We start from the raw sequence: 21,565 nt of genomic DNA, 5'->3' as shown, positions 1-21,565 counted from the left end.
CACTGTACTCGACTCTTAGATGAAACTGTAGACGTTATGCGCGATTCCCGACGATACGATTGGCGCCGTATTGTCAAATCGTCTCAGCCAGGTTTCCGGCACACCGTCTCGATCAATCAACCTATCCTCGATCACGAGGCAGTCGATGGCGGAGCGCAGGAAGCAAATCAGCGCGTCTTCGATGGTTCGCACAATAGGTTCGTCTTTCAGGTTGAAGGACGTGTTCAACAACAAAGGGCACCCGGTTTTCCGATAAAAGCACTCTATCAACCTGGCGTAGCGTGGACTGATCGATTCATCGACCGTCTGGACACGGGCCGATCCGTCGACGTGCGTGATGGACGGCAAATCAAGCTCGGAACGCGTCTGGCACGTTTCGAGCATGAACGGCGACGGGTAATCGATATCGAAATGGCGTGACGCATGTGCCGCCAGCACAGACGGTGCGAACGGACGAAATCCCTCCCGCTTCTTGACGGCCTTGTTGATCCGTTCGCGCATGTCCGGGACGCGTGGATCGGCGAGAATCGAACGGGCACCCAGTGCACGTGGGCCGAACTCCATGGATCCTTGGACCCAGCCAATGACTTTGCCGTCGGCGAGCCGGGATGCGACTGCTTCGAGAAGGGCATTTTCCTTGCCGGTAAACGATTGCCAGTGGGCCGGCGAATTGTCCAGAAGGCGTGCGACGTCGCTTCCCGAATTGGCACTGCCGAGGTAGACATGGTTGAGCTTTCCCAAGTCCGGTGCTTCGCCTGTCAGCAGGACGTGGCCAAGGGCCGCGGCGCCAAATGCGCAACCTGAGTCGTTTGACGCAGGTTGCACGAAGACGTTCTTGAATGGACCTTCACGATGGATCCGTCCGTTTGCCACGCAATTAAGCGCCACGCCGCCTGCGAGACACAGGTTATCGGAAGGGGTCAGTGCATGCAGGTAGCGGACCTTCTCGAGCAGCAAACTTTCGAGAACATGCTGCAAGCTGCGTGCAACGTCATAATGAAAGGGGTCCAGCGCCGCGCCTCGTTGCCTGGCGGGCCGTCCGAACAGCGACACCAGCGCGCCGCTGAACATCACGTCTTCGCCGACGAAGGAGAAGTACCGGAGATCCAGCTCGAAATGCCCGCCATCGCTGCGCCGAACCAATTGGGACATGGGTTCGACCAGCGTCGGTTTGCCGTAGGGCGCCAGCCCCATGACCTTGTATTCACCCTCGTTGACCTCGAAACCGAGATAAGCGGTGATCGTGCTGTAAAGCAAGCCGATCGAATGCGGAAAATCAACCGTGCCAAGCAAGTTCAGGTCGCTGCCCTGACCTCGGGCGAACGACATCGTGTTCCACTCCCCCACGCCATCCACTGTCAATACCGCGGCATTGTCGAATCCTGAATAATAATAGGCCGACGCGGCATGGGAGCGGTGATGCTCGAAGTATTCGATGCGACCCTCGAAACCCAGAACGTCACGGATATCCCGGGTCACGTTTGCCGGATCTGCCTGCTTGCGGAACGACAGGCCAGGTCGGACGCTCAGATGTGGCAGTGTCATCCAGAGCTGGCGTTCGAGTTTCTTTACTGGATCTTCGTAATACGCGACACAATCGATATCCGTGATATCGAGTCCCGCCGCATCAAGGCAGTAACGAAAAGCATGCTGCGGAATGGACGGATCGTGCTTGAGACGCGTGAACCGTTCTTCTTCCGCTGCCGCAACAAGCTTGCCGTTCACGAGAATGCAGCATGCCGCGTCGTGATAGTGAGCCGATATGCCGACGATGTTCATGCAGGGTTCCTTATTCGGTCTTGCAATGTGTTGTCGCAGTTATTCGCTACGCGGCCTAGCGTCGATTACACCGAGCTTGATGAAGAGTTCACGTACGGTATAGATCGAACTGATCGCGTAAGGAAAGCCCGCGAACAGCGAGTTCTGTTCGAGCGCGGCAAAGATTTCGTCAGGCTGCCACCCGACCTCGAGCGCTGCCTTCGCGTGGAATTCGATCAGTCCGGGATAGGCGTTGATCGCGGCAAGCGTCGTCAGCGTAATCAAGGTACGCGTCTTGATCGATAGTCGATCATCGCCGAAGAAATCACCGTACATCTCTACATTGATATCGTGATAACCCGGTGAGACCTCTCGCAGCTTGTTCAGGACGAGGTCGCCGTTGTCCGGCTCCAGCGCCTTGATCGCGGCCAGTCCTTTTTTGTATCGTTCGCTCCACGTCGATCTATCGATCATGGGACACTCCTTCGGTTGGTCAAGATTCACGATTGCATTCACGAGTATCCGGACTCGAGATGAGGAACGTTCGTTCCATAGGTCGCCATCGTTCGCGCGACCTCCTTGCGTAATACGTTGAGCAGCGTGAGTTTTGATATCTGTATGGCGAGCCAGATAATGATCACCCCCATCAGATAACTGAGCGGTATCGAGAGCAACGGGTTCGGGAAATGCTCGTGCACGACGCCTGATGAGATCGAAATCAGCGGCGTGGAAAGCAGCACGATTAACAGTAATTGATAAAATAGAATCTTGCCATGCATGGCTTTTTTCATCGAATAATGCCAAACGCGATGCTTTTCCTCGGCATTGCATTTGCCGAATTCGGGTATGGATCGATAGTTGAAATAAAGCATTGGGTTGTCCAATAAAAAGCACTTTCAACAATAAAGATGCGCGACATACAATCTCTTTACATCTTTCCTAACAAATACATTCCACTTTTCATTCTTGAACCTCGGGGCGTGAAAATTGCCCTGTCGTTCTACAGACCGGTAACAAGGCGCAGCAACGCAATATGTGACAAACACGATAGTGGACACGATTATCATGTTCGAATTTCGCGGATATCAGGCCGAAACCGCAGCCTAAGCTTTAGATGATGCAATTATCTGCGTAGCCATTGTTGGATCACAAGCGCCGTACATGGATGACGATTTGATTTAAGGCATACGCCATGCAGCTTGACCAAGCATCGTGGCTTTGTATCCCGGGCGCATCTTTGCCCGATAGCACAGAGCTTAATCCACCTCTTCAGAGAAGGGTGGAAAGGTTAGCCAATATTATTTAACGCAATATTACAATTCAAACGAATGATCACTACGCATGAAATGGATCGCTTGATAACTCTAAAGATTGCGAATGTAGATTGATAGGGCCCTTAACTTTCTATCAATTAATTACTGACTCATGCAATTAGTCTAGCACACACGTTTTGCTTAAGTAAATACGTAAATTAATGTCATTGGTCGTGCGTGAATTTGTATGGTTAAATAGGTTTTATGATGAATGTTCATATTCGTTTCATTGATTGATGTTGATCTGGGGTGCGAAGGCAACATTGCACAAAACGATGCCGAGGGAATAATACATGTCAGTCCTTTCGGTTGGCGTAATACGCATGCCCGGATACCAAATGGATGCGGGCTGAATCGTTACGTGCTGAACGAGCATGCGGTCCGGCATCGGGATTGTGAAGTCAATCGGTGACAGGTGGGTGAAGCATCGACACATTGCCGGCCAGCGCGGCAACGTGCATGCGGGCAGCGCGCCGATGGATGCGGGCTTGGGGGGCGTGGACCTAGGTCGTGCCAAGGTCAAGGTGGAAGAATTGGTTGAATCCTGTTTGCGCATAGCTTCCAAAGCGTTCGCCCTTGACGAAACCATGTCGAGAATAGAGCATGATTGCCGGCTCGAACGCGTCGCCCGAACCGGTTTCAAGGCTCACGCGCGTATAGTTGCGTGTCCGTGCGATTGAAAGCAGATGATCCAGCATGTACGATGCGACACCTTTTCGAACATGGGCCGGAAGCGTTCTCATCGATTTGATTTCGCCATGCGACGATGTGAGTTCGCGCAATGCGCCGCAACCGAGTAACGCAGCTTCTTCCCATGCTGTGAAGAAGCTGATGTCAGGTCGTGTCAGGCCCGATAGGTCGAGGGCTGAGACGCTATCGGGAGGAGAGTTTGCATACATGCCTTGCAAGTGTAAGCGAAGTATCCCCAATACTTGGGGGTCGTTGAAATCACCTTGCTTGATGTACATGACGATGTTTTCCTCTGATCGATCACTGAAGCTGCCTGACCCGTACGCTTGATCGGATGATACGGGGGCGTCATTCGGGCAATAAAGAGATGATGTCGAAGACGCTATTTACACGGCCCGATTTTGCCTTGTTCATTCTCGGACATGCAACACGTTTTGATAAAATCGGGAGAAGAGGCTCTGCTCCGATGGCATGCCCGTAATCTTGATGTCTGACACAGAATGTGGGAAACATCGCGTTGATGCTTGAGCCGTACTTCCGTTTGCTGTTTCAGTGGGCCTTGATTGTGCATGCGCGCTGCGCAGACGATGGTGTGTCACGTGTCGACGTTCTTCGATGTGAGTCATTCGAACTTTTTGCCAGTCACCAATATGGATAATAAGTGGATCAAGTATTTTCGCAATAACGGATCAGGGTTGACGTTGTTCTGTTTCCCTTATTCCGGGGCGGGACCATCGGCTTTTCGAGACTGGGAGAAAGCACTCTCACCAAGCGTCGATATCGCGGCCATACAGTTGCCAGGCCGGGAGGGCAGGATAACCGAGCCGCCCTTTACGAGATTCGCGCAATTGATTCCCGCACTTGGCGAAGCGATTCGACCGCAATTGAACGGGTCCTTCATGTTTTTTGGTCATAGCCTGGGAGGCTTGGTGTGCTATGAGTTGTCATGCTGGTTAATCGCCCAGGGTTTGCCGGTACCTCGCCATCTTTTCATCTCCGCAATTCGTGCGCCGCATTGTTCTCGACGGGCGCGTACGTTGCATGATCTCCCTGATGCGGAGTTGGTTGACGAATTGCGGCGGCTTAACGGCACCCCGAAGGCGATCCTGGACAATCCCGCGTTGCTGGGATTCTTCTTGCCGGCGCTCAGAGCCGATCTGGCGCTTTCGGAAACGTACGTTCACCACGCCACAGCGCCGCTCGATATACCGATCACGGTTTTTTCGGGGCAACGCGATCCTTATGTCGATGCCGACGAGATATCCGCTTGGCACGGCCATACGGAACACGCGTTCTCGTGGCACAGAATGGATGGAGACCATTTTTATATCAATACGCCTGCTCGGACGGTCTTGTTCGAAACGTTGCAGCGCACTATTGCTGCCATGCTTTCAATCGAGCGCACCGAAGCGTAGCCGTTGTTGCATTAGAAGGGTGTCTGCCGCGCCGCACTGGTAAAAGATGTGGCTGGCTTGCCCGTTTTCAATGGCAATCGGTTTTTTTACTCATTGCCCTCTTTTGCGCATACGAATATGCGCGGATTTTTAAAAACATAAAATAGGAATAGAAAATATAATATTAGTAAAACGGAATATAAAATTGAAATTTCAGTTAACTATTTTGATTTCTGGGGCCTGCCCGCTCTTTGCTGTTCGGGCGTTCAGTGTGCCGGTCATCGCTTCAGTGCGGTAGCGCATGTCAGCATGAAGGCGCAAATGTGACGGTTCAGTATCGTGTTTTGGTTGTTTGATGTGACTGGACGCTTGATGTGAGGGCGCCGCGATCAGCTTTTGCGAGGGAGGCAATGCATCTGGTCCCCGCGAGCCGTGTCTTTTTCCTGTAGGCGGCCTGGCCGCATATGGATCGATGCGATAAGCCGCGCAGCGACGCCCCTGCCACGGCAGGAATGCATGCAAGTAACCCGCAATGCGCCGTCGGTTCCCCGCGTGTTCCACCGCCCCACAATAAACGCGCCTGCGATCTCCCTTCCTACCGTGACGATAAAGTATCCGATGAGCAGCGTGAGCCTATATTTTTCCCCGCTTATGTCGTAAACCGTCTTATCGGATATCCATGACACTCGGGCATCCCTGTTTCGCGCTACTCCGTAGGGGAATTGGCGGTCTCGCCAGACTGCGGCACGACGATGGTTGGACCGAGTGTATTTAGTGCAAATGCTATCGTGTTTGATTCTTTTACTAATAAGAAACTAGCGGTTCTCGCAGGCCGACATCCGTTTATCGTTGGTGGATTAGGGAGTTTTCTGGCAGTAGTTGGGTTGGCAATTAGCCTGATGACACTGCTTGCCTCTCGCGATACTGTGGTCAAGCATGCTCATGAAACGTCGAAAAACGTTACCGCGGTTCTGGTCAGCAATATTGCCCGGACGATTGAAACGTCGGATAACGCACTTCGTGGTTTGATCGTCGCACTGAACAAGCCGGCTATTCAATCCATGGACCCGGCGTTGCGTCACGAACTGTTGTTCGACCGGACGGCTGCCGAGTACGTCACCGGCATGGGCGTGACGGACGATAAAGGTCGTTTGATCGACGGTTGCTGTTCCAGCACCCACACATGGGATTTCAGTGACCGGGACTATTTCACGGTTCATCGTCAGTCGCCGAATGTTGGGCTCTATGCGTCACCGGTCTATCAGGCGCGGACGCGACAAGGTGCACGATCCATTGCTATCACGAGAAGGGTGAATCACCCCGATGGGTCATTCGGCGGGGTGGCGATCGAGGCTATTGATGTCGACTATTTCAACCAACTGCTTTCAAAACTGGATGTAGGACCTCATGGCATTACAGCGGTCGTACGGACCGATGGGACGCTGGTGGCTAGAAATCCGCCAGTCCCCATGGATCGGATAGCAGAGCCGAGGAAGTCAGCGGTGTTTCCGCGCATGCTGAATCGTGACTCGGGATTCTATGCGTCAAAGTCTGCCATCGACGGCGTGTTTCGCCTCTATACGTTCCAGCGCGTTCCGGGGACGCCACTGATAGCAGTGGTGGCGCCGGCCGAAGACGACGTCTTGGCCGCCTGGAGGCGGTTGTCGTGGGTTGTCGGGATCTCCGCATCGGCCGTCAGCGTGGCGTTTTGTGCCGCGGTCTGGCTACTCGCGTTTGCAATGCGGGACCAGGTAAAGGCGCAATTGCTGCTCACCGAGCTGACCCAGACCGATGCGCTGACCGGACTTAAGAATCGCCGTGCCCTGGATGAGGTGCTCGAAAACGAGTGGAGCCGACTTCAGCGAAGCGATGGATGCTTGTCGCTACTGTTCGTAGATGCCGACAATTTCAAGCAGTACAATGACCGATACGGTCACGGTCAGGGCGATGTCGCTCTGAAGCACCTCTCCGCGTGTATCAATCGACACGTGCGTCGCCGCGGCGATTTCGTGGCCCGTTACGGTGGAGAAGAGTTTGTCGTCGTACTGCCCGACACCGATGAAGCGGGAGCGCTGCAGATTGCCGAGGCAATACGTCACGAAGTCGAGCATGGTGCATCGGCCGGACCCACGGAGGCGATTGCACATTTCACCGTCAGTATCGGCGTTGCAACAGGGCGACGTGTAAGTCCATCATCGCTTGCTGAATTGACTAATGCGGCAGATCTGGCGTTGTACGCGGCCAAACGCAATGGTAGAAATGTCGTGTATTCCGCACGCGATCTGATTGCACCGGTTCAGCTTCAGGCCTGATGGTGACCGTCCTCATGCGGTGACCGCGCGTTTGCCCGGAACCTACGCCGGTAACGCAGCCAATTCTGGCCTATGATCGAAGAACGGACTTCCGTTGTGCCAGCATGACAATACTTGTCCGTGAGTGCACTTACGCCGTTATCGTGGGCAGACAACGAAGTTTTTCATCCTGTTGGAAAAGTCTATGTCTGTTATGCGCAGCCCCCTGATGGCCGGCTTGGCGTCCTTATTTCTATTTTCGGTGCCGTTCGTTCGCTCGCTCCATGCGCAAGACCGCAGGACCGTGCTTGAACCGATGTTTCCCTCACACGTTTGCGCCGCGCTTACCGCGGGCCCCGCTGGTGAACCAAAGGACGATACATCCCGTCTTCAGTCCGCTATCGACAATTGTCCCGACGGTGATGCTGTTCGACTGCTGGCCGATGCCAAAGGTAACCGGTTTTTCAGTCGCCCACTCACCATGAAGTCCGGCGTGACACTCTGGCTTGACCGAGGCGTGGTGCTCACCGCCAGTAGCGATCCGCGTAATTACGATCGGGATGGGCGGTGTGGCACTATTGACGCGCGAGGAGACGGTTGTCGTCCTTTTATCCTGTTCGACCGTACACGAGGGGGCGGTATCGTCGGTGACGGCACGATCGATGGGCAGGGAGGAGTGCCGCTGACCGGTCAAGTCGAAACGTGGTGGCAACTCGCCCGCCGAGCGCAAAGAGAAGGCGGCAAACAAAACGCACCACGCCTTATCCAGGTCGATCACGCCCGCGATATCACTTTCTATCGCGTGACCCTGCGCAACGCGGCAAATTTTCATGTGGCCATGAACGATGTCAAGGGCGCGACGTTTTGGGGCATTCGCATCGACACGCCTGCCAATGCGCGCAACACGGACGGCATCGATCCCGGCGCTTCCGAGGACATCACCATTGCACATGACTTCATTCGCACCGGCGACGACAACGTGGCGATCAAGGCTGGCCGTGGCGGTGCGACGCGCCATGTCTCGCTGCTCGACAATCACTTTTACTGGGGGCATGGGATGTCGATAGGCAGCGAGACGGTCGGCGGCGTCAGTAGCATTCTGATTCGCGATCTGACGCTCGATGGAACCACCTCGGGCCTGCGAATCAAGAGCGACGGCAGTCGCGGGGGGCAGGTGAGTGATGTGCTGTACGAGCACGTGTGCATGCGCGACAACCGCCGTCCGATCGATTTCGACACGCGTTACGATGTCAGGGCGCAGGGTGGGGCCATACCGGTCTATCGCGATATCGTCCTGCATGACGTTATCGGGGACGCGGGCACGTTGGTGATGCGTGGCTACGACGCGGCCCATCCCATGAGCGTCATGCTGGACGGCGTTCACTTTGCGTCGGATGCGCGCTGGGAGATCGCCAATGCACAACTTTCGATAGGCGCGGGTGGTGTATGGCCCCCACCATCAGGGGGCGCATCGATGCTGGATGAAAGAGATCATGCGCGCTGCGATGACCGTTGGGTCGCGTTTCCGTCGTCTCAATAACCCTATCCCGAGATAGGCCGTGACGGATGCAAACGGTTATTGCCGCGCAACATGAAGCGCTACGACGGTGGGGTATCCGTACTCAGCCAGACAGGTTGACCGTGACCGCATCCCGGATCACATGACATCCATGATCCGGGCGCTGCAGTGACCGGCGCCTGCAGGGATGGTTTAAGCCGGTATGGTCACTGTCAGCAATTAAACTGCTTACGCAAGATCGAATCGATCGAGATTCATCACCTTCGTCCATGCCGCAACGAAGTCACGGATGAATTTTTCCTGTGCGTCCGCGCTTGCATAGACTTCCGATATCGCCCGAAGTTGGGCATGTGCTCCAAAGATCAGGTCGACGCGCGTACCGGTCCATTTTCGCTCCCCGGTGTTACGATCACGCCCTTCGAAAACGTCCCGCGCCGATGAGAGTGGCTTCCATTCCGTACCCATGTCGAGCAAGTTACAGAAGAAGTCATTGGTCAGTGTCTCCGGCCGGTCGGTCAGCACGCCATGCGATTCCGGGCCTGCTTTAACGTTCAAGACGCGCAAGCCGCCGATCAACACCGTTAGCTCCGGTGCCGTCAATGTCAGCAACTGCGCCCTGTCGATCAGCAATGCTTCGGCAGAAGCGCGGTATTTGCCCTTTAGGTAATTACGGAAGCCGTCGGCAATCGGTTCCAGCGCCGCGACGGATTGGACATCAGTCTGGTCCTGGGTCGCATCCGTGCGACCTGGCGTGAAAGGTACGCTGACCGGGTGACCGGCGTTCTTTGCGGCCTGCTCGACGGCGGCGCTGCCGCCCAACACGATGAGGTCCGCCAGCGAAATCTTCTTGCCGTCGGCCTGGGCGCTATTGAACGCGCTCTTGACGTCTTCGAGGACCGTCAGCACCTTCGCCAGCTGCTCCGGCTGATTCACCGGCCAATCTTTCTGCGGCGCGAGGCGAATACGTGCGCCATTGGCGCCGCCCCGTTTGTCCGATCCGCGGAAAGTGGATGCAGATGCCCATGCGGCCGATACGAGTTGCGAAACCGACAGTCCCGACGCGAGGACCTTCTGCTTAAGCGCGGCAATGTCCTGCTCGTTCACCAGCGGGTGATCGACCGACGGAATCGGGTCCTGCCAGATCAATTCTTCAGCGGGGATTTCCGGCCCGAGATAGCGGGTCCGTGGTCCCATATCGCGGTGCGTCAGCTTGAACCAGGCACGTGCGAAGGCATCGGCGAGCTGATCCGGGTTGTCGAGAAAACGTCTCGAAATTTTCTCGTAGGCCGGATCGAAGCGCAACGCGAGGTCGGTAGTGAGCATCGTCGGTCGCAGTTTCTTCGACGAATCATGCGCATGCGGGATTATTTCGCCGGCACCCTTGGCAACCCATTGATGCGCCCCGGCGGGACTTTTCGTCAGTTCCCATTCGTACTTGAACAGGTTCTCGAAGAAACCGTTGCTCCACTTCGTCGGCGTGGTGGTCCAGGTGACTTCCAGGCCGCTGGTGATCGTGTCGCCGCCCTTGCCGGTGCCAAAACTGTTCTTCCAGCCCAGCCCCTGGTTCTCCAGATCTGCCGCCTCGGGTTCGGGGCCGACGTTGTCCGCGGGGCCCGCGCCGTGTGTTTTGCCGAACGTATGACCGCCGGCGATCAGCGCGACCGTCTCTTCGTCGTTCATGGCCATACGGGCGAACGTTTCGCGAATGTCATGCGCCGCGGCAAGCGGATCCGGGTTGCCATCGGGCCCTTCCGGGTTGACGTAGATCAGGCCCATCTGCACGGCACCCAACGGATTCTCCAGGATTCGCCCGTTGTTGTCGCGGCTGACCTCTTCGCCATGCTTTTCTTCATCGGCGACAATCACGCCGCCGTCGCCGTACTCGCCGGTCGCTCCTTTACCATAGCGCACATCGCCGCCCAGCCAGGTTTTCTCATTACCCCAGTAGACGTCTTGATCCGGTTCCCACGTGTCCTCGCGCCCGCCCGCGAAGCCAAAGGTCTTGAAACCCATGGTCTCCAGCGCAACGTTGCCAGTGAGGATCAACAGATCCGCCCATGATATCTTCTGGCCGTACTTCTGCTTGATCGGCCAGAGTAGGCGGCGGGCCTTGTCCAGGCTCACGTTGTCAGGCCAGCTGTTGAGGGGCGCGAACCGTTGCTGGCCGCGCCCGGCGCCACCGCGTCCGTCGCCGATGCGATAAGTGCCCGCGCTATGCCATGCCATGCGGATAAATAGCGGACCATAGTGGCCGAAGTCTGCCGGCCACCATTCCTTTGAATCGGTCATAAGGGCCGCGAGGTCCTTCTTCACAGCCGCCAAGTCAAGGCTCTTGAATGCCTCGGCGTAGCGGAAGCTGCTGTCCAACGGGTTGGCCTTGCCTGAGTGCTGGCTGAGCAGGTCTACGCGCAGTTGCTTCGGCCACCAGTCACGGTTGGTGGTGCCGCCGCCAGCGGCATGGTTGAAAGGGCATTTCGCTTCGCTTGACATCTGCCATCTCCTTGCGGGTTAACCATTTATGGGTTCCGATTACCTGCCCTCGAGCGTGAGACTTCGACGCTGGAAGGGCAAGCCGGCAACGCGTTTTACGTTAAATTTCACGCGTCCCCATCGGGCGTGCTTGAGTGCGAGGCTTCCGCCCGAATACCCTGTTTCGTATCAGTGAAATACCATGCGCATCGCTTCTGCTGGACAATATATCGGAGAGTGATGGCAAATTGAATGTGAATCTCGCTATCGATTGATAGTGCCTGACTATCGATTGCAGGGCTGCGTTAAAGTTTTGTTATGCGCATTGCCAGCGTTCGTGCGGCTGAGTCAGTAGCGGCGATTGCCCATAACGGCATCGGGTGCGCTCTGACCCGTGATGGCGATCATTTCACTTCCGCGCATGGAATGGTTCGTGTGTAGCGCGGTAAAGGCGATTGAATGCTTGGTGTGCTTGTACCCGTGCAATCGCCTCTCGCCGGGGCGCTCGCATCGCATAAGCGCTTATGTGGTTGCCAAGTCCCTTTTTGGTAATGGCAGATTAGCGGTGCGATAGTCCTGCAGCGAGCACGCCGTCGATACAAATCTGCTCATCTTCGTCGCCCGTGCCGCCGCTCGCACCCATTGCGCCGAGCACCGTGCCATTCGCTGAGGTGATTACGATCGCGCCGGTCTGCGGCACGAACTTCCCGCCGGACGTTGCCGCGAGTGCGTTGAAAAACGCCGGGTTTTCTTTCGCGCGCTCCAGCAACGTGCGAGAGGCAACGCCCATGCCCCATGCGGCGGCGGCTTTTCCATGAGCGATGTCGATACGTAAGGCGGTCGCGCCGTCCTCGCGATAAGTCAGCTTGACGAGGCCAGCCTCGTCAAGCACGACAACCGCCATCGGCCGAAACTTATTGTTGCGTGCACTGACGAGCGCCTCGGCAGCAATCTTTTGTGCGATATCTAGCGACAGGGTTTCCATTTTTTTACCTTCGGACAGTACTGGTTGCATATTGATGTATGGACAGGCGGTGCGCTACGGGTGCGCGTCGCCTGGCGCAGCCCTCTAGCTTAGATGAAATCGCTTACCAGCACGAAAAGGTACATGAAATATTAGCGTCTGCGTATGACGTTCCAGTGAGGACACGAGAGGCGCGGGCAAATGTACTGTTGTGTTTGTCGGTCGCTCTTGTCGTCGCTGGCCATGGGTTGAGCGGTAAGCGGGTCCAACCCCGCGCGGGTAGCTGATAGCGCGAAAGGGTGTGAACGGGGGGTCATGGGTGCTGTTTCGACATTTGCGACCAGGCCGTCCCATGCGAGCCAATATGCAAGGCCGTGCCGCAAAGAGAGCAGCTAGGCGTGATGCGCGAGCGCGCGTCACGCCATCTCCGTAATCTAAGACCTCAGATCGGTCTGTCGACCGCGACAGCTTGCACTGTGGGTCTTATCGGGCAGCACAGTCCGGAAGCACGCGTTCGAGAATGCGCATCGCTTCGTCAAACACAGCCTTTTCGATGGTCAAGGGAAAAAGGAATCGGATCACGTTCGCGTGTTCGCCGCAGATCAGCAGCAAAAGGCCCTGGGATAAAGCCGCGGCTTGAACGCGTTTTGCAAATGCGGCGTCGGGCGTGTATTCGTCGCCAGGGGTGCAGAACTCGACGGCGATCATTGCGCCCGGGCCGCGAATGTCGGCGATGTGCGGGACGCAGTCCTTCAGCATCGTCAGCTTTTGTTCCAAGAGGTTTCCGAGCTCGGTTGCACGCTCGCATAGATGCTCTTCATCTATGATGTCTAGCACCGCGTGCGCGGCGGCCACCGCGAGCGGATTACCGGCATACGTCCCGCCCAGGCCACCTGGCGCCGCCGCATCCATGATGGCCGCGCTTCCGACCACCCCTGACAGTGGCATGCCACCGGCAAGGCTCTTGGCAATGGTGATCAAATCCGGTACGACCTCATGGTGCTGCATCGCGAACAATTTCCCGGTTCGCGCGAAACCGGTTTGCACCTCATCGGCAATCAGCAAGATGCCGTACGCGTCGCAGATTTCGCGCAAGCCGCGCACGAATTCGGGAGGTGCCGGATTGAAACCGCCTTCGCCTTGCACAGGCTCGAAAATGATGGCCGCTACGCGCTGCGGATCGACATCGGCCTTGAACAGGTAGCGCAATGCCTTAAGTGATGCCTCGGTGTCGATGCCGGCCGTCGCATTCGGAAACGGCACGTGATACACATCGCCTGGGAAGGGGCCGAAACCGATCTTGTACGGGGCCACTTTTCCAGTGAGCGCCATGCCCAACATGGTGCGTCCGTGAAAACCGCCTCCGAATGCGATCACGGCTGTCCGCCCGGTTGCCACGCGGGCGATCTTGACGGCGTTCTCCACCGCTTCGGCGCCTGTTGTGAAGAAGGCGGTTTTCTTCGCAGCCTTGCCTGGCGCGCGCGCGTTGATGCGCTCCGCCAATTCCACGTATGACGCATAGGGCACGATCTGGTAGGCGGTATGCGTAAAACGGTCCAATTGCGCGCGCATGGCTGCGACGATCTTCGGATGGCGATGGCCGGTGTTCAGCACGGCAATGCCCGCCGCAAAATCGATAAAGCGGCGGCCCTCAACGTCCCATAATTCCGCGTTGCACGCCCGATCGGCGTAGAAATCGCACATCACGCCAACGCCACGTGGCGTGGCGGCATCTTTACGGGCGTGCAAGGAGGCATTGCTGATAGTCATGATCTTGTCGAAGCTGAACTGGGCAAAGGGCGGCGCATGACAAAAAAGCATGTCGGCACGGATTGATGGGCAATATAATCAGCAATGGCTCTTTTAAAAAGAGCCATTTTAAAATAAAAATAGGAGCCAATGAATGAAGGCGGCACTGCTGACCGAGTGGCTGGTGCAACGTCTCGACCGTCGTGAAGGATCGCCGCTGTATCGGCAGTTGCACCGCCTGTTGCAGCAGGCCATCCTGACGCAAACCTTGAAAGCGGGGACGCGGTTGCCGTCGTCACGCGTGCTGGCGGCAGAGATCGGTCTTGGACGTAATACGGTCACCCAGGTGTACGAGCAATTGACGCTCGAGGGCTACGTCAGTGCGGCAACTGGGCGAGGCACTTATGTCGCTGATACCTCTCCGGACCAGATCGATGGTGTGACGGCAAATGCCGCGGATGCAGTCGATCATGGCGCGGCGCCTTCGGATCTGTCTTGCCGCGGTAGACGCTTGATCGACGAGGCGGGCGCATCGAATCGTCAATGGGGTGCGTTCATGCCGGGCGTGCCCGACGTGTCGCGGTTTCCGGGGCATGTGTGGACCCGCTTGCAAAACAAGTACTGGCGCAAGATGTCGCCCGATTTGCTGACGTATGCATCGGGCGGCGGCTTGCCCGCGCTACGGCGCGCGTTGGCCGACTATCTGGGGGCTGCGCGTATGGTGCAATGCAGGCCAGAACAGATCATCATCACGACGGGCATCCACCAATCGGTTGATCTGACGGCGCGGCTGCTATCGGATCCCGGCGATGTCGTCTGGACAGAGGAACCGGGATATTGGGGCGTCCGCAGCGTAATGCACGCCTGCGGCCTGGATACGCACGCCATCCCGGTAGATGGCGAGGGCATGGCGCCTTCTCCCACCGATCTGTCCGTGCCGCCGAAATTGATTCTGGTGACGCCGTCGCATCAGTATCCGATGGGCAGCGTCATGAGCCTGGCGCGCCGGCGGATGCTGCTCGAATATGCACGGCAGCATCAATGCTGGGTGATCGAGGACGACTACGATAGCGAATTCCGCTATGGCAGCCGCCCGCTCGCGTCGTTGCAAGGCCTGGACAACGCGGGGCGGGTGATCTACGTAGGAAGCTTTGGCAAGACGCTATTTCCGGGATTGCGGATCGGTTATGTCGTAGTGCCCCAGGCTTATGCGGATGCCTTCGCCGTGGCCAGTTCCGAGCTGTATCGTGAAGGGCAACTGATGCAGCAGGCGGTGCTTGCGGAATTCATCGCGGAAGGACATTTCGCCTCGCATATTCGAAAGATGCGTGCGCTTTACGGTCATCGCCGGCAAATCCTGCTCGACGCGATCACAAACCGCTACGGTCATGACATGACGCTGACAGGCAGCGACGCCGGTCTGCACCTGGTCGCGCAATGGTCAGCCGACATCGACGACACTGCCGTAACGGCCGCGGCTTTGGCGCGTGGCATCCTCGTGCGGCCGCTTTCCCGTTATTTCTCCGAGCCCTCCCGTGCCCAGTCCGGATGGCTGCTCGGCTATGCTTGCGTACCCGACGAGCAGGTTCGCCCTGCATTCGACACGCTGGCATCTGTCCTCGACCAGTATTGCAAGCGTGGAAAGAAAACTGTCCGTTGATATTATTTTTCATCCAGAGCGGCTGTTAAACTATCCACTTTGGATGATGAAAGAGGACGCGCCAGTTGCCGTGCCGTCGACGGCCGCTGCGGAGCAAGAGCATGCCAGGTCAGGTTATCGTAAAGCAGCAAAAGAAGAATGCCAAAAACACGGAAGCGTCCGATCGCATTGCCGCCTTGCCCGATCCGGCGCTTCGCCAATTGGATATTGGTCAGCGGTTGAAGGAACTGCGGCTCCAGATGAAGCTGAGTATCCGCGGCCTTGCCGAGGCGGCGGGATTGACACATAGCACGATTGCGCAAATCGAATCGAACAAGGTCAGTCCGTCGATTGGTTCGATGAAGCGGATATTGGACGTCATGAACATGCCCTTGAGCGCTTTTTTTGCGCAGGCCGAGGGAAAGAGCGAGGAGCAGATCTTTTTCGCGGCGACAGATCTGGTGGAGTTGGCCGACGGCCAGAAGCTTTCCTATCGGCAGGTGGGATATGACCTGAAAGGCAAGGCCATCATGATGCTGCATGAGCGCTATGCGCCGGGTGCCGATACGGGCGAAGCCTATTCGCATGAGGCGGAAGAGTGCGGGATGGTGGTAAAAGGACGACTGATGGTGGTCGTGGGAAGCGAGGAGCAATGCGTGGGAGCAGGCGAAGCGTATTATTTCGACAGCCGCCTTCCTCATCGGATGTACAACCCGTTCGATGAAGTATGCGAGGTCGTCAGTGCCGCCTCGCCGCCGACGTTCTAAAGGGACATGCGCGTGGGACATCTCGTAGGCGACGTATCGAGTTCCGCCCGGGGTTTTCCCTCCGAGGACGGTAAGCCCCTGGACATCGTTCGCAGTCAGGGCGCACATATGTGGGATGGCACCGGACGGCGATTCGTCGATACGGTGCTGGGCTTTGGCGCAACCATGCTCGGGCACGCCCCACAGGCTGTCATGGAACCGGTCCGCGCAGCCTTGACTGTCAATCCGATGCCCTCGGTCAATCACCCCGCCGAGGAGGCGGCCGCCTCTGTGATCGCTCGGCATACGGGGGCGCTGGACAAGATTATCTTCACGAATTCCGGCAGTGAAGCCGTCCATCTTGCGATCCGTATCGCCCGCGCCGCGACAGGCAAAAAACGGATTATCAAGATGGCGGCCGGATTCGATGGTTGGCTGGACGGTGTTGTTCTTGGAAATGTGGGGGCGGCGGAGGCCCTTTTCACCGATAGATCGCGTCCGGCAACCGAGCACGCTATTCTGACACGCTTCAACGATCCCGACGATATCGATACGGTTTTTGCCGAGTACGACGATATTGCCGCTGTGATTGTGGAACCAATGCTGGCGAACGCCGGTTGTATCGTGGCACGTCCCGGCTATCTTGCGCATCTGCAAGACGTCGCTCATCGGCACGGTGCTTTGTTGATTAGCGATGAGGTGTTGATGGGCTTCCGCCTGCATGCGGGATTGGCGTCGCATTGGTATGGCCTTGAGCCGGATCTGGCAAGTCTCGGCAAGGCCATCGGTAGCGGCATCGCGGTGGCTGCCGTCGCAGGCAAGGCAGACGTCATGCGGATGGCGGAGCAGGGCCGGGCGCTGCGCGGTGGCACCTACAGTGGCAATCCGGTAGCGTGTGCTGCCGTTCAGGCAACCTTGCCGTTGCTGGCCCAATGCGACTATGCAGCGCTGCGTGCACGCGGGGACGCATTGCGAGAGAGCATCGTAGGTTGTTTCGCGCATCATGGCATGAAGGCCATCACCAGTGGTTATGGCAATGTTTTCGGGATATGGTTCGGCGACCATGCGCCAATGACTTACGAGGAGGCGCACGTCATGGCCGATCCGGTCGTGTCGCTGGCGTTGCATCACCAGTTACGTCGAGAAGGGCTGTTACTGATGCCTTCACCCTATGGCCGTCTTTATCTGTCTTTTGCCCACGACGAGGATGTTGTCGACCAGATATTGATGGCATTCAAACGCGCCGTACCGCGGTTGCTATCCGCGCGCAGCTAGTTCCTATTGCAGTACCTGGCATGTCAGGGACATCCTAGTGTCCGGTTCGAGCGAGGTGGATTGTTTAACATCCATGTGTGCAAAAAAACTTGACATTGGTGTTTTGGTGACAAATATTCCCCATCCAGCGTAGTGCTGTCAGGTGATCGCATCCTGGTCACACGATCGAATTTCAAGATCGTAAGGACAGGAGTGCGAAATGAAATTGCATAGACAAATCCACATACCCTTGATCGCGGAGTTTAAATTGAAACGTCTCGTAAGTCTTTTGCTTGTCGGTATGGCCATGGGGGGATTCTCGGCAGCGCACGCACGGGATCTCACGGTAGTGTCGTGGGGCGGCAATTTTCAGGATGCGCAGCGCGAGATCGATTTCAAGCCTTTCGAGAAAATACTCGGTAAGCCGGTGCTTGATCAAAGTTGGGACGGCGGCATTGGCGTCATCCAGGCCAAGCTCAAAGCCGGCGTGCCGAATTGGGATGTAGTAGAAGTCGAATCGGAAGATCTCGGACAAGGTTGCGATGACGGCCTGTTCGAAAAACTCGACTGGACGCAATTAGGCGGCAAAGAGAATTTCATCCCGGCGGCAGTCAGTGAATGCGGTGTGGGCACGATGGTGTGGTCGACCGGTTTGTCTTACGATGGCAATGTCCTGAAAAATGGGCCGAAGAGCTGGGCCGATTTTTGGGATACAAAAAAATTCCCTGGCAAACGTGCACTGCGCAAAGGTCCTAAATACACGCTCGAGTTTGCTTTGATGGCGGATGGCGTGGCGCCAAAGGATGTCTACAAGGTGCTTGCAACGCCAGCAGGCGTCGATCGGGCATTCAAGAAGCTCGACCAGTTGAAATCGAACATCATCTGGTGGGATGCGGGCGCGGTGCCGCTGCAACTGCTGGCGTCGGGGCAGGTGGTAATGACCGCGGCCTATAACGGGCGAATCACCGGTATCAACCGTAGCGACAATCGCAACTTCAAATTCGTGTTTCCGGGAAGCATCTCCGCGGTGGATTCTTGGGTGATCCTGAAGGGTTCGCCGAACAAGGCCGATGCAATGAAGTTTATCGCCTATGCGAGTCGTCCCGAAGTGCAGGCGAAATTGCCACAGTACATTGCCTACGGTATGACGAATGTGAAGGCACAGGCACTGGTTCCAGCAAAGTACGCGGCGGAATTGCCAACTGCACCGCAGAACCAGGCTGGATCAATTTCACTTGATGCGGATTTCTGGACCGACAATGTAGGGCCGCTGACGCAGCGCTTCAACGCCTGGCTTGCCCGGTAAGTATCTGGTACGACGACGTCGTCGTCCACGAAAGCTGGTGTATCTAAGGGGCCCGACGTGCTGTACGTGCCGGGCCAACCCAGAACACGGGATGCAGGAGATTTGGCATGAGTGCGTTTATTACCTTCGATTCGGTCTCCAAGCGCTATGGAGACGTCGACGTCATCAACGGCCTGAACCTGGAGATCGAGCGGGGCGAGTTCGTCAGTTTACTCGGCCCCTCAGGCTCGGGGAAAACGACGATGCTGATGATGCTGGCGGGTTTCGAGATGCCCAGCGGAGGTCGAATCCTGGTGGATGGCAAGCGTGTCGATCATTTGCCCGCGCATGCGCGAAACATGGGAGTGGTATTTCAGAATTACGCGTTGTTTCCGCACATGAGCGTGGCCGACAATATCGCGTTTCCGCTGAAGATGCGTGGCTTACCCCGGTCGGAGGTCAAGGTTCGCGTTGCGCGTGCGTTGGATATGGTGAAGTTGTCCACCGCGAGTGCACGCAAGCCGGCGCAGTTGTCAGGCGGTCAGCAGCAACGTATCGCGCTGGCGCGGGCCCTGGTCTTCGAGCCGGAAGTCGTGCTGATGGATGAGCCGCTCGGTGCCTTGGATAAACAGTTACGCGAGCATATGCAGCTCGAACTGCGCGAGTTGCACAGATCGCTTGGATTGACGGCGGTCTTTGTCACCCATGACCAGAATGAAGCCATCACGATGTCGGATCGTATTGCGGTGTTCAACGCCGGGAAGATCGAGCAGATCGACTCCCCGGAGCGCATCTACGCGCGTCCCAAGACGCGTTTTGTCGCGCAGTTTATCGGCGAGACGAATCTGATGCACGGCACCGTCACCGGGAGTGACGACCACTATACGACCATTACACTTGACGACGGGACATCGGTTCAGGGTACCGCCGATCGGACATTCCGTAACGGCGTCGACATTGTGCTGTCGGTGCGCCCGGAATCGATCGTGCTAGGCGGCGGGGCGGGCGGGAACGCGCTGGATGCGATCGTCGAGGACATTGTGTTCCAGGGCGACCACACGCGCGTACATCTACGCCGTGGCGAGAGCCGCCTGGCGGCGCGGTTGGCGAATGATACCGCCGTATTGGAAATTGGACAGTCAACCCAGTTCAGCTTCGCGCCGCATGCTTGCGCATTGGTGCCGCGATGAGGCAGACCCGCAGCTATTCCGGACAGATTGCCGCACCGGAGCCGCGAGACGGTCACGATCGCGTGCGCCAGAAAGGACCGTCCGGTGCGCCCGGAGAGAAAGGCATGCGTCACCGTCTTCGATGGATTAACGGGCCTGCATCCTTGCGTTCGCTTGCCTTGATGCTGCCGCTTGCCATATTTCTGTGCGTTTTCTTTGTCTTGCCGCTGTATCACGTATTGAAGACGGCCGTCTATAACGATGCCGTGAAAGTGGGCATGCCCCGGACCAGCGCGGCGATCGCCGCATGGGACGGAAAGTCCGCGGTGCCGGATGCAGTCCGTCGCGCGTTACTTGCCGATACGGCATGGGGTGAAGACAAACGCGAGCAGTTCGGTGGTGCGGTACGGCAGTTGAATGCCGATCACCCCGGTTTTCGTAGTCTGATGTCGAAGACGCAGCGGATGTCGGGCAGTGGGGCATCGGCGCCCGCCCTGGACGATATAGACGCGCGTTGGGCGGACCTGACCTACTGGCGCACGATCAAGCGGGATGCGCATGTGCTGACGGACGCGAATCTGCTTGCAGCAATCGATATGCATCGGGATGCCGATGGGCATATTGTGTCGTTGCCAGAAGGCATATCGGCGAATCGCGCGATTATCGGGCGGACTTTCCTGGTGTCGTTCGTCGTCACGCTGGTCTGCGTTGTGCTAGGCGTGCCTTACGGCATCATCGCCGCGGCGACGACAGGATGGCGTCGTCGTCTGATGTTGACGATGGTACTGATTCCGTTGTGGACTTCGTTGCTTGTTCGTTCCGCCGCATGGGTCGTGATCCTGCAGCAGCATGGTGTGGTGAATGACTTCCTGATCACGATGGACGCCATCACGAAACCGCTGCAACTCATCTATAACCGGACCGGCGTGCTTTTGGCGATGTCCCAGGTATTACTGCCTTTCATGGTGCTACCGGTATTCAGCGCCGCGCGTGCTGTGCCCCCGAACCTGATGCGTGCGGCGTCCTCGCTTGGCGCGCGCCCGGTGTCGGCGTTCGTGCGGGTTTTGCTGCCGTTGATCCTGTCCGGGATCGTGTCAGGCGCTCTGCTTGTGTTCATGTCCGCGATCGGTTATTACATCACGCCGACCTTGGTAGGGAGCGCGAGCGACCAGATGATCAGTTCGGTAATCGCATTTTATGCGACCGGCACGGCCGATTGGGGGCGGGCAGCCGCGCTCAGCGTGATACTGCTGGCGGTAACGATGGTGTTCTACGCGGGCTACGTAAAGGTCTCGAAGGCGAACGCGTTGATGGGGGAGTGAAAC

Annotated in this window: 16 protein-coding genes; 9 read left to right on the top strand and 7 right to left on the bottom strand. The window is 57.1% G+C overall.

From position 1 onward, the window contains the following. Window positions 1–15: 15 nt before the first annotated feature. The 4 genes from SJQ66_RS08535 to SJQ66_RS08520 all read right to left on the bottom strand — a co-directional run bounded on the left by SJQ66_RS08535 (window position 16) and on the right by SJQ66_RS08520 (window position 4,039). Window positions 16–1,779 (bottom strand): carbamoyltransferase family protein, encoded by a 1,764-nt coding sequence (locus SJQ66_RS08535; RefSeq protein WP_024905419.1) that lies wholly within the window; start codon window positions 1,777–1,779, stop codon window positions 16–18. A 39-nt stretch (window positions 1,780–1,818) separates the two neighbouring features. After that, entirely contained in the window at window positions 1,819–2,232 is a 414-nt protein-coding gene (locus tag SJQ66_RS08530; RefSeq protein ID WP_236693678.1) for a carboxymuconolactone decarboxylase family protein, read from the bottom strand. A gap of 38 nt (window positions 2,233–2,270) precedes the next feature. Next, window positions 2,271–2,630: a hypothetical protein gene (locus tag SJQ66_RS08525; RefSeq protein ID WP_024905417.1), complete on the bottom strand. Its 360-nt coding sequence runs from the start codon at window positions 2,628–2,630 to the stop codon at window positions 2,271–2,273. Window positions 2,631–3,574: 944 nt separating this feature from the next. Next, on the bottom strand, window positions 3,575–4,039 hold the full coding sequence (locus SJQ66_RS08520; protein ID WP_024905415.1) for a GNAT family N-acetyltransferase: 465 nt from the start codon (window positions 4,037–4,039) through the stop codon (window positions 3,575–3,577). Window positions 4,040–4,330: 291 nt separating this feature from the next. Between SJQ66_RS08520 and SJQ66_RS08515 the strand changes: the two genes are divergently transcribed. From SJQ66_RS08515 to SJQ66_RS08505, 3 genes are all read left to right on the top strand, one after another. Next, entirely contained in the window at window positions 4,331–5,176 is an 846-nt protein-coding gene (locus tag SJQ66_RS08515; RefSeq protein WP_024905414.1) for a thioesterase II family protein, read from the top strand. Window positions 5,177–5,907: 731 nt separating this feature from the next. Next, window positions 5,908–7,467 carry a sensor domain-containing diguanylate cyclase gene (locus tag SJQ66_RS08510; RefSeq protein WP_051504675.1) on the top strand — a complete coding sequence of 520 codons (1,560 nt, stop codon included), beginning with the start codon at window positions 5,908–5,910 and terminating at the stop codon, window positions 7,465–7,467. Window positions 7,468–7,651: 184 nt separating this feature from the next. Beyond that, window positions 7,652–8,986 (top strand): glycoside hydrolase family 28 protein, encoded by a 1,335-nt coding sequence (locus SJQ66_RS08505; RefSeq protein ID WP_024905412.1) that lies wholly within the window; start codon window positions 7,652–7,654, stop codon window positions 8,984–8,986. A gap of 207 nt (window positions 8,987–9,193) precedes the next feature. Here the strand turns inward: SJQ66_RS08505 and katG are convergent, their stop codons facing one another. The 3 genes from katG to gabT form a co-directional block, all read right to left on the bottom strand. Further along, window positions 9,194–11,455: a catalase/peroxidase HPI gene (gene katG / locus SJQ66_RS08500; RefSeq protein WP_320533944.1), complete on the bottom strand. Its 2,262-nt coding sequence runs from the start codon at window positions 11,453–11,455 to the stop codon at window positions 9,194–9,196. 538 nt (window positions 11,456–11,993) lie between these two features. Then, on the bottom strand, window positions 11,994–12,419 hold the full coding sequence (locus tag SJQ66_RS08495) for a GlcG/HbpS family heme-binding protein (protein ID WP_024905410.1): 426 nt from the start codon (window positions 12,417–12,419) through the stop codon (window positions 11,994–11,996). 462 nt (window positions 12,420–12,881) lie between these two features. Then, window positions 12,882–14,168, bottom strand: coding sequence for a 4-aminobutyrate--2-oxoglutarate transaminase (gene gabT / locus SJQ66_RS08490; RefSeq protein ID WP_320533943.1), 1,287 nt, complete (start codon window positions 14,166–14,168; stop codon window positions 12,882–12,884). A gap of 133 nt (window positions 14,169–14,301) precedes the next feature. Between gabT and pdxR the strand changes: the two genes are divergently transcribed. The 6 genes from pdxR (at window position 14,302) to SJQ66_RS08460 (ending at window position 21,562) form a co-directional block, all read left to right on the top strand. After that, the gene (pdxR, locus tag SJQ66_RS08485) at window positions 14,302–15,807 is read left to right on the top strand and encodes a MocR-like pyridoxine biosynthesis transcription factor PdxR (RefSeq protein ID WP_046154244.1); all 1,506 of its coding nucleotides are present in this window, start codon (window positions 14,302–14,304) and stop codon (window positions 15,805–15,807) included. A 101-nt stretch (window positions 15,808–15,908) separates the two neighbouring features. Next, window positions 15,909–16,553, top strand: a complete 645-nt coding sequence (locus SJQ66_RS08480) for a cupin domain-containing protein (RefSeq protein WP_024905407.1) — start codon at window positions 15,909–15,911, stop codon at window positions 16,551–16,553. A 12-nt stretch (window positions 16,554–16,565) separates the two neighbouring features. Next, a complete protein-coding gene (locus tag SJQ66_RS08475) occupies window positions 16,566–17,807 on the top strand; it encodes an aspartate aminotransferase family protein (RefSeq protein WP_024905406.1) in 1,242 nt (413 codons plus the stop codon). A 280-nt stretch (window positions 17,808–18,087) separates the two neighbouring features. Further along, window positions 18,088–19,092 carry an ABC transporter substrate-binding protein gene (locus tag SJQ66_RS08470; protein ID WP_320534181.1) on the top strand — a complete coding sequence of 335 codons (1,005 nt, stop codon included), beginning with the start codon at window positions 18,088–18,090 and terminating at the stop codon, window positions 19,090–19,092. A 107-nt stretch (window positions 19,093–19,199) separates the two neighbouring features. Beyond that, window positions 19,200–20,261: an ABC transporter ATP-binding protein gene (locus SJQ66_RS08465; protein WP_046154245.1), complete on the top strand. Its 1,062-nt coding sequence runs from the start codon at window positions 19,200–19,202 to the stop codon at window positions 20,259–20,261. After that, complete coding sequence (locus SJQ66_RS08460) at window positions 20,258–21,562, top strand: ABC transporter permease (protein WP_320533942.1); 1,305 nt, start codon at window positions 20,258–20,260, stop codon at window positions 21,560–21,562. Before SJQ66_RS08465 ends, SJQ66_RS08460 begins: the two co-directional genes overlap by 4 nt. Window positions 21,563–21,565 lie beyond the last annotated feature (3 nt).

The organism is Robbsia andropogonis, assembly GCF_034047095.1.
GTDB classification, from domain to species: Bacteria; Pseudomonadota; Gammaproteobacteria; order Burkholderiales; family Burkholderiaceae; genus Robbsia; species Robbsia andropogonis.
The sequence above is the reverse complement of the archived record's forward strand: the minus strand, read 5'-3'. Positions and strand labels throughout refer to the sequence as shown.

Bases quoted from the DNA above. Each gene is read 5' to 3' on its own strand.
- SJQ66_RS08535 (WP_024905419.1), bottom strand. From the start codon at position 1,779: ATGAACATCGTCGGCATATCGGCTCACTATCACGACGCGGCATGCTGC.
- SJQ66_RS08530 (WP_236693678.1), bottom strand. From the start codon at position 2,232: ATGATCGATAGATCGACGTGGAGCGAACGATACAAAAAAGGACTGGCC.
- SJQ66_RS08525 (WP_024905417.1), bottom strand. From the start codon at position 2,630: ATGCTTTATTTCAACTATCGATCCATACCCGAATTCGGCAAATGCAAT.
- SJQ66_RS08520 (WP_024905415.1), bottom strand. From the start codon at position 4,039: ATGTACATCAAGCAAGGTGATTTCAACGACCCCCAAGTATTGGGGATA.
- SJQ66_RS08515 (WP_024905414.1), top strand. From the start codon at position 4,331: ATGCGCGCTGCGCAGACGATGGTGTGTCACGTGTCGACGTTCTTCGAT.
- SJQ66_RS08510 (WP_051504675.1), top strand. From the start codon at position 5,908: ATGGTTGGACCGAGTGTATTTAGTGCAAATGCTATCGTGTTTGATTCT.
- SJQ66_RS08505 (WP_024905412.1), top strand. From the start codon at position 7,652: ATGTCTGTTATGCGCAGCCCCCTGATGGCCGGCTTGGCGTCCTTATTT.
- katG (WP_320533944.1), bottom strand. From the start codon at position 11,455: ATGTCAAGCGAAGCGAAATGCCCTTTCAACCATGCCGCTGGCGGCGGC.
- SJQ66_RS08495 (WP_024905410.1), bottom strand. From the start codon at position 12,419: ATGGAAACCCTGTCGCTAGATATCGCACAAAAGATTGCTGCCGAGGCG.
- gabT (WP_320533943.1), bottom strand. From the start codon at position 14,168: ATGACTATCAGCAATGCCTCCTTGCACGCCCGTAAAGATGCCGCCACG.
- pdxR (WP_046154244.1), top strand. From the start codon at position 14,302: ATGAAGGCGGCACTGCTGACCGAGTGGCTGGTGCAACGTCTCGACCGT.
- SJQ66_RS08480 (WP_024905407.1), top strand. From the start codon at position 15,909: ATGCCAGGTCAGGTTATCGTAAAGCAGCAAAAGAAGAATGCCAAAAAC.
- SJQ66_RS08470 (WP_320534181.1), top strand. From the start codon at position 18,088: ATGGCCATGGGGGGATTCTCGGCAGCGCACGCACGGGATCTCACGGTA.
- SJQ66_RS08465 (WP_046154245.1), top strand. From the start codon at position 19,200: ATGAGTGCGTTTATTACCTTCGATTCGGTCTCCAAGCGCTATGGAGAC.
- SJQ66_RS08460 (WP_320533942.1), top strand. From the start codon at position 20,258: ATGAGGCAGACCCGCAGCTATTCCGGACAGATTGCCGCACCGGAGCCG.